Annotated in this window: 9 protein-coding genes; 6 read left to right on the forward strand and 3 right to left on the reverse strand. The window is 54.8% G+C overall.

Annotated elements, in window-relative coordinates:
* Nucleotides 1-41: 41 nt before the first annotated feature.
* On the forward strand, nt 42-1,394 hold the full coding sequence (locus IDH45_RS08380; RefSeq protein WP_190926464.1) for a neutral/alkaline non-lysosomal ceramidase N-terminal domain-containing protein: 1,353 nt from the start codon (nt 42-44) through the stop codon (nt 1,392-1,394).
* 122 nt (nt 1,395-1,516) lie between these two features.
* Here the strand turns inward: IDH45_RS08380 and IDH45_RS08385 are convergent, their stop codons facing one another.
* Nucleotides 1,517-2,041 carry a type 1 glutamine amidotransferase domain-containing protein gene (locus IDH45_RS08385; RefSeq protein WP_190926466.1) on the reverse strand — a complete coding sequence of 175 codons (525 nt, stop codon included), beginning with the start codon at nt 2,039-2,041 and terminating at the stop codon, nt 1,517-1,519.
* A gap of 134 nt (nt 2,042-2,175) precedes the next feature.
* Between IDH45_RS08385 and IDH45_RS08390 the strand changes: the two genes are divergently transcribed.
* From IDH45_RS08390 to IDH45_RS08410, 5 genes are all read left to right on the forward strand, one after another.
* Nucleotides 2,176-2,580 carry a VanZ family protein gene (locus IDH45_RS08390; protein ID WP_190926468.1) on the forward strand — a complete coding sequence of 135 codons (405 nt, stop codon included), beginning with the start codon at nt 2,176-2,178 and terminating at the stop codon, nt 2,578-2,580.
* Between the two features lie 90 nt (nt 2,581-2,670).
* Nucleotides 2,671-3,090, forward strand: coding sequence for a hypothetical protein (locus IDH45_RS08395; protein ID WP_190926469.1), 420 nt, complete (start codon nt 2,671-2,673; stop codon nt 3,088-3,090).
* Between the two features lie 169 nt (nt 3,091-3,259).
* Entirely contained in the window at nt 3,260-3,607 is a 348-nt protein-coding gene (ytxJ, locus tag IDH45_RS08400; protein WP_190926471.1) for a bacillithiol system redox-active protein YtxJ, read from the forward strand.
* Between the two features lie 115 nt (nt 3,608-3,722).
* Nucleotides 3,723-4,727, forward strand: coding sequence for a catabolite control protein A (ccpA, locus tag IDH45_RS08405; RefSeq protein ID WP_190926473.1), 1,005 nt, complete (start codon nt 3,723-3,725; stop codon nt 4,725-4,727).
* 57 nt (nt 4,728-4,784) lie between these two features.
* The gene (locus IDH45_RS08410) at nt 4,785-5,486 is read left to right on the forward strand and encodes a 5'-methylthioadenosine/adenosylhomocysteine nucleosidase (protein ID WP_190926475.1); all 702 of its coding nucleotides are present in this window, start codon (nt 4,785-4,787) and stop codon (nt 5,484-5,486) included.
* A gap of 139 nt (nt 5,487-5,625) precedes the next feature.
* On the opposite strand, the gene IDH45_RS08415 is transcribed toward IDH45_RS08410, so the two are convergent.
* Nucleotides 5,626-6,810: an acetoin utilization protein AcuC gene (locus IDH45_RS08415; RefSeq protein ID WP_190926477.1), complete on the reverse strand. Its 1,185-nt coding sequence runs from the start codon at nt 6,808-6,810 to the stop codon at nt 5,626-5,628.
* A gap of 16 nt (nt 6,811-6,826) precedes the next feature.
* Nucleotides 6,827-7,459 carry a GNAT family N-acetyltransferase gene (locus tag IDH45_RS08420; RefSeq protein WP_190926479.1) on the reverse strand — a complete coding sequence of 211 codons (633 nt, stop codon included), beginning with the start codon at nt 7,457-7,459 and terminating at the stop codon, nt 6,827-6,829.
* Nucleotides 7,460-7,833 lie beyond the last annotated feature (374 nt).

Raw genomic sequence — 7,833 nt, forward strand, 5'->3', positions numbered from 1 at the left:
ACGATCGGGGACTTATTCCGTATAAGAGGAGTGCGATAACGATGAAGTTTTGCTGCGTGAGCGAGGTTATGACACCGGATCGGCCGGTCTTTATGCACGGATTCGGGGCCAGAACGAGTAAAAGCGAGGGCGTACACGACCAGCTCTACGTGAAGGCCGTGATGCTGGAGGCGAACAAGACGCTGCTTCTGTTGACGATCGACGCTTTGGGCGCAGACCGGAGCTTTGTGCTTGGCGTTAAGGAGGCGTTAAAGGAAACGTTCGGCCTGGAGCATGACGAGGTGCTGATCAATTTCTCGCATACGCATCACTCGGTCTTTTTGACCGGACTGGATACGGAACACCGCCGGGGCGCGTACAGCATTGCCCAGGAAGGCTGGACCGACAACGACGAGGAGCTTGACTACACGGAGGACGAGGCTTTGTTCCGCTTTATGCGGGATACGATCTTGCGGATGACGGAGTATTGCCGGAACCATCTTGTCCCGGGAGAGCTCAGCATCGGGCGCGGCTTGTCCGATTTCGCGGTCAGCCGGCGCAAGCCGGACGGGAAGGGCGGCGTCACGTGGAGCCCGTATGTGGACGGGCCGATCGACAAGGAGCTGCTGGTGATGAAGCTGACGGATGCGGCGGGGGCGGTGAAGGGCATTCTGTACAATTACGGCTGTCATACGACCTCGATGGGCCCCGACAACATGCTGCTGTCCAACGACTTCGCCGGCCGGACGTCCCGCGTGCTGGAAGAAGCGTATCCGGGAGCCGCCGTTTTGTTTTTGCAAGGCTGCGCGGGAGAGCTGAAGCCGCGAAAAGGTGCGGACGGCACCCGATTCAAAAGCATGACGATCGCCGAGATGGAGGAGGCGGGCACGGACTTAGCCCAGGATGTGATCCGGATTATGGAACAGGCGCCTTTCGAGACGGTTCATTGCTCGTTCCGTACGGCGCTGGCCGATCCGCTGCTGTATACGGAGCAGACCCCGGCCGCTTTTTATGAGCCGATTGCAAGCAATCCGGACTACAACTCCTTTTACCGGAATGCGGCCATCCGCACGATACAAGCGATCAAGGACGGGACGATCAAGGACCGGATCCCGCACTATATCTCGGTCTGGAAGCTGGACGATCGTCATCGCATCGTATCGATGGAGGGCGAAGTGTCGACCGAATATTCGCTGCTGATCAAGAAGCTGTTCGCAGGCGATACGACGCTGGCGCTAGGTTATACGAACGGGGTATACTGCTATATTCCGACGCGGAAAATGATCGGAGAGGGCGGGTACGAATCGGATTGCAATTTCTTCTTCGACATGCGAGGCCCGTTCGTACCAGAGATCGAAGAAATTATCGTCGGCCAGCTGGTGAAGCTGGACTTGACGTTGGCCGCCCGCGACTGAATCGGGACGGCAAATAAAGCCCCCGACTGACAACGGTTGCCGGTTGTCGGTCCGGGGGCCTTTTCGCTACACGCGAGCGTACCGGTATATGTCGTCTGACGTCTACGGGGGGCGTTTATCCTCTACCCTTTCGCCAATACGTCGCAGAACGCTTTCGCATACGGGGGCAAGTCGGGCGGGCGGCGCGAGGACACGATGTTGTTGTCGACGACGACAGCTTCGTCGATCCATTCCGCACCCGCATTTTCCATATCGTCGCGAATGCCTGGAGTCGAGGTCACTTTGCGGCCTTGCAATATTTTGGCCGAGATCAGCACCCAGCCCGCATGGCAGATTTGTCCGATCGGCTTGCCGGCTTCATCCATCTGACGGACGAGCTGCAGCACCTTCGGATAACGGCGCAGCTTGTCCGGAGCCCATCCGCCAGGCACAAGCAGGCCGTCGCAGGCGATAGCGTCCATCTCGTCGAAGGAGATGTCGCTCACCGCGGGCACTCCGTATTTGCCGTAATACGTTTTCCCTTTCTCCGGACCGGCCAGCACGACGACCGCGCCCTCTTCGCGAGCCCGGTAGATCGGGTACCAAAGCTCCAGATCTTCGAATTCCTCGTCAACCAAGCAGATGACCTGCTTACCGTCTAATCTCATCTCAACATCCCTCCTTGCGACATTGTACCATAAAAGGATTGCATTTTTGAAACGATCCGTCATAATGAGAGAAGCTCTGTCTGCGAGATTTGCCAGCGCCGGTAGAGTTATTTGATGAGACAGGAGAGACGCGCTTGAACCGGATAATCCGATGGCTCCCGGCCGTGGTGTGGATGGCCCTCATTTTTTATATGTCGCATCAGACGGGGGACGATCTCGGAACGCTGCTGCCTTTTTTTCAGAACTGGTTTCCTTGGATGGCCAGCTTTGACTGGGGACATTTTATCGCTTACTTCGTGCTTGCGCTTACTTACTACGGAGCGATGTTTCCGCGCTGGGCCGGCTGGGGCGGGAAAGCTCTGGTCGTCGTCCTCTGTCTGCTGTACGGCGTGACGGACGAATTTCACCAGAGGTTCGTCGAAGACCGGACTCCCGACCTGATGGATCTGCGCAACGATACGATCGGAGCCGCTATCGCCATGGCAGTCGTATCGCTGCCTCCTGTAGACCGGCTGCTGCGCAAGCTGATCCGCCGCTAGCAAAAAATACTATACGGCTGCGGGAAGGAGTTTAGCCGGGAAAAGCGAATAAAAGTTGTATCGCATATACCGGAAGGAGTGCTTTTGTTCGTGCAAAAGCAATGCAGCTGCGGCGAGACGATGAGTATTCGTTTGCGCACCGTCATATTTCAAAACAAAGTGGAAATCGAAAACGTGCCGATTTATTCGTGCGACGATTGCCAGCGATCGGAGCTGTTCCCTCCGATCAAGCAGGAGTTAACCGGTTACATCCGTACGTTAGGCTCGAAGCCGGAAGCCGCGACGGTTTTATTCGACGAGATGTCTGAGCTGGCCGGCCTGATGCACAAGGTGACTCATAAGAACAATCAGATGTATACCGTAGAATCCATTATCCAAGAACGCGTCAACGAGCTGCTGGATACGCTTCTGCTTGCCAAGTCGCTCGGCGACGACGCCTGGGTGGAAGACGTGCGCCACCGGCTGAAGCAGATTACGAGCCATTTGACGACTACATATCGTCTCTCCTGAACGTATGGGGATGAGAGGGGCAGCGCGCTCCCGCTATTGAGGGCGGACGCCCGTCAGCGGCATCATTCTCGCGATAATAGACGCTGAGCCAACGCAAGTTGGCTTTTTTGCCTTGTTTTTGGTAGTATTTAATAAGTAGGCACGATTCGGATGCGAGAGGGTGGAATAGATGGACATCATCGAACTGGAATCGGAGAGGCAATGGCTGAACTTGCTCGAGTCCAGCTCAGAGACTCCGGTGCTCGTATTCAAGCACAGCACGCGTTGTCCGATTAGCAGCGAAGCTTATGAGCAGTGGCAGTCTTATCTGAGCAAGGAGCCGAATCCGGACTGCGAATATGCGCAGGTGCTGGTTGTCGAATCGCGCGACGTATCGAACCGGATCGCCGAGACGATTAACGTGAAGCACGAATCTCCGCAAGTGCTGCTTGTAAAAGGGCGTAAGGCAGTATGGCATACGTCCCATGGGAGAATTACCGAATCGGCTCTGCGCGAAGCGCTGAATAATAACCTGTAACTGAAATGTAACCGTGTTTTCATTGCGAAGTCAGACGTTTTGTCGTATGATGAATGCAAATGACGAGAAAACGTTTCCTTTCGTTTTTCACACTGAATAACTGGAGTAGATACTAGTGACCGTAACGATTTATGACGTAGCCCGCGAAGCAGGCGTATCGATGGCGACCGTATCGCGTGTCGTCAACAACAATCCGAACGTAAAACCGCAAACGCGTAAAAAAGTATTTGAAGCGATTGAAAGACTCGGCTATCGCCCCAACGCGGTAGCAAGAGGACTGGCGAGCAAAAAAACGACGACCGTCGGCGTCGTCATTCCGGATATTTCGAATTCGATTTTTTCCGAAGTGGCTCGCGGCATCGAAGATATTGCGAATATGTACCATTACAATATCATTCTGTGTAACGCCGACAAGAGGAAAGAGAAGGAGATCCGGGTCATTAACACACTGCTGGAGAAGCAGGTGGACGGACTTCTGTTCATGGGAGGTACAGTCACCGAGGAACATGTCCAGGCATTCCGGACTTCGACCGTTCCGATCGTGTTGTGCGGAACAAGAGACGATAAGGATCAGTTCCCTTCGGTTGATATCGATCACGAGGCGGCCGCTTTTGACGCTGTCAATTTGCTGATCGGACAAGGACACAGCAAGATCGGGATGATCAGCGGAACGCTGCAGGACCCGGCCAACGGCTACTCCCGGTACCAAGGGTACAAAAAAGCGTTGGAGCAAGCCGGTCTGAGCGTATCCGAGGATCTGGTTCGCATCGGCAACTACCGGTACGAATCGGGTTACGATGTGATGAAGTATTTCCTTCAGCTGTCCGACCGGCCGACAGCCATCTTCGCAGCGACCGACGAGATGGCGATCGGCGCCATCCATGCGATCCAGGACGAAGGGCTGCGCGTTCCGGAAGATATATCGGTTATCAGCGTAGACAACATCCGTATGGCGTCGATGGTCCGGCCGTTGCTCACTACCGTAGCGCAACCGATGTACGACATCGGAGCGGTATCGATGCGTCTTCTGACCAAGCTGATGAACAAAGAAAATGTAGAAATGTCCAAAGTGCTGCTTTCGCACGAAATTATTCAGCGCAAATCGGTGGCTCATGTATAATGAGCCCCTTTTCTTTTTGTTGTGCCTAACTAAAGGAACCGGGAGGGGCGGCAGCTCGTGACATGGAATAAGATCGGATTAATCGGCGCGATGGCCGAAGAGATTGAACGGATCGAAGAACGTCTGACGAACGAGAAGGTGATCGACAAGGCGGGAATCCGCTTTATGGAAGGGACGTTTTGCGGGAAAAGCGTTGTGCTTTGCCGGTCGGGGGTAGGCAAAGTGAATGCGGCCGTATGTACGCAACTGCTGATCGATCAATTCGGCGTCGACGCGATCATTTTTACGGGCGTTGCAGGAGCTTTGGACCCGGCGCTGGATATCGGCGATATCGTCATCTCGAGCGATTGCATGCAGCACGATATGGACGCGTCCGCGCTTGGCTTCCCGAGAGGAACGATCCCGTTCGCGGACACATCGGTTTTCCCGGCGGATCAGGCTCTTGTTAAGCTGGCCGTACAAGCCGGAGAGCGCCAGGAGAGCGGCAGGATCGTCTGCGGCCGGGTGCTGTCGGGCGACCAGTTTATCGCGGACCGGGACACGGTCAAGCTGCTTCACGAGCAGTTAGGCGGAACGTGTACGGAGATGGAAGGTTCGGCGGTTGCGCAAGTATGCGCGATGAACGGAATTCCGTACGTCGTCATTCGTTCGATGTCGGACAAGGCCGACGGCTCGGCTCATGTCAACTTTGCAGAGTTTACCGTCAAGGCGGCCGATCGTTCCTACTCGATCGTGGAGCGGATGGTCAGCTCTTTATAAGCGCTACAGCCCAAAAAGCTCAGTTCCCTTAGGCGGAACTGAGCTTTTTGCCGGTCTTGCGAAGACGCTCGCGCGTGGCAGCGGCCGATGAGGCGCTTCCTGCGGTCTGTCTGCCAGCGTTTTCAATATGCGTTTGTGTTCATTCCGGCACATACATCAAAGCGATCTCCCGGGTGCGCCGGTTATTGTCGGTAATCTCCTTGCGGCGGGGAATCGGCGTCCACGTATGGACCGGATCGAGCCACGTATCCGGCAGTTCGAGCGGACTTTTGTCCGCCCATCGCTTTACCCATGCTTCCGGCAGCGGAGTATCCGGTTTGCGGGCCAGCTCGTCCAGCAGCGGATGATCGGTCATGACGAGCCACAGAAGGCTCCATGCGCGCGGCACGATGCGCCAGATGTCGTACCCGCCGCCGCCCAGGGCGACCCAGCGTCCGCCGCAGTATTGATGGGCAAGCCGGTGGATCGTCTGCGGCATCTCGGCGAAGATCCGCATGCTGCAATGAACGTGGGCGAGAGGGTCCAGGGCGTGAGCGTCGCAGCCGTGCTGGCTGACGATCAGATCCGGCTTGAACGAACGGACGACCCGGTCCATCGCCTCGTTGAATCCTTCCAGCCAGGAGTCGTCCTCCGTATAGGGCTCCACCGGGATATTGATGCTCATCCCGTAGCCTTCGCCTTCGCCGCGCTCGTTCGCCGCTCCGGTGCCCGGAAACAAATATTTGCCGGTCTCGTGAAACGAAAGCGTGCACACATTCGGGTCGTGGTAAAACGACCACTGCACCCCGTCGCCGTGATGAACGTCCGTATCTACATACAGCACTCTGGCATTATACTTTTGACGGATGTAAGCGATTGCGATCGAGGCGTCGTTATACACGCAAAAACCGGCGCCTTTATTCGGCATAGCATGATGCAGCCCGCCGCCCAAATGAAGAGCGTGCGCCGTCCGTCCCGACATGACCGCGTCGGCTGCTTCGATGGAGCCGCCGACGATTTGCCGGGTAACGTCGTGCATATTTTCGAAATAGGGCGTATCTTCGGTACTCAGGCCGAAACGGTCCGCTTCTTGGATTGCCTGCTCGGCCGGATGTGGACAGCTTAACTGTTGGACGGCTTCGATGTATTCCGGCGTATGCGTGAACAGCAGCTCGTCTTCCTCGGCGATGCGCGGCGTCACGATGTCCGAAGGATCGAGGGCTCCTAGCTCGTCCAGCAAATCCCGGGTGAGCAGGAGACGTTCCTGATCGAACGGATGGGTATCGTTAAAGCGGTACTTCGTTTCGTCTTGATGATAAACGTACACCGCGTTTGAGCTTTTCATACTTTTCCTCCGATTGTCAATACATGAACCGTTGACGAAACCGAATCGTATCGAATTTTTCCACTGAGGATAGCGGAACTTCTTTGCCGATACGCACCATGAGGCAGTTAGCCGGGTGAGAGCATATTTCCGGATCGTCAGTCGCGAACCAGACCATGTCCACCGATTTCATCAGCTTTTCCATCATATTGCGGTAGTCCCAGACGTTCGATAAGCTGCCTTTCAAATCCCAATGCCAGTAATATTCAGTCGTGAATACGATCATATTCTCCAGCTGATCTTCCATAAAGGCGAGCTTGATCATTTTTTTGCCGAGACCGATCGAACGATAGTCGTCCGCGACCTCGATCGCCCCAAGCTCGACCAGGTCGATCATATTGCCTTCGGACCAGCGCTCCATCTCATCCGGGTAGTGAAAGGTTACGTAACCTACGACCATCTGTCCGTCGCGGGTTAGGATGATTCGGCCTTCGGGCAGCTCGGTTATTTCCACAAGCGCTTCATGCTGCTCGTTAGGTCGCCGGAATGCGTCCAGATCCGGATGCATGGTTAAGCCGCGCAAATGATCGGTAGGTACGGGACCTTCGACAATAAGCTTTCTGCCCTGAAAGTCGACCTCGAATGAATGATAGATTTTGCGGTGCTCCACGTATGGAATCACTCCTTTCGTGCTGCGGTTGTATCACGACATTGTTCCCCATATGCTACTTATAGCAGATTATAGAGTGATTGAAAAGGAATAGGCTATTAATTCCGACTATGATATAATAAGATCGTCACAAAACTTACACACTCCCTTCACAACTCAGACAGGCTATATGGACGTTTTGTCCGCATACTTAATGAAAACGGTTAAATGCCAGCCGCTATAGGAGGAGAATTATGGGTAACATGCAGACGGAAATTTTAAAAGCTATCGCTACCGACGGGAATCTGAAAAACTACGAGGAAGCCCGTGTGTCGTTCGATTGGGCCGACGTAGAAAAGCAGTTCTCCTGGTATACGACCGGCAAAGTTAATATG

The sequence above is a fragment of the Paenibacillus oceani genome (genome assembly GCF_014705615.1).
GTDB lineage: Bacteria > Bacillota > Bacilli > Paenibacillales > NBRC-103111 > Paenibacillus_AB > Paenibacillus_AB oceani.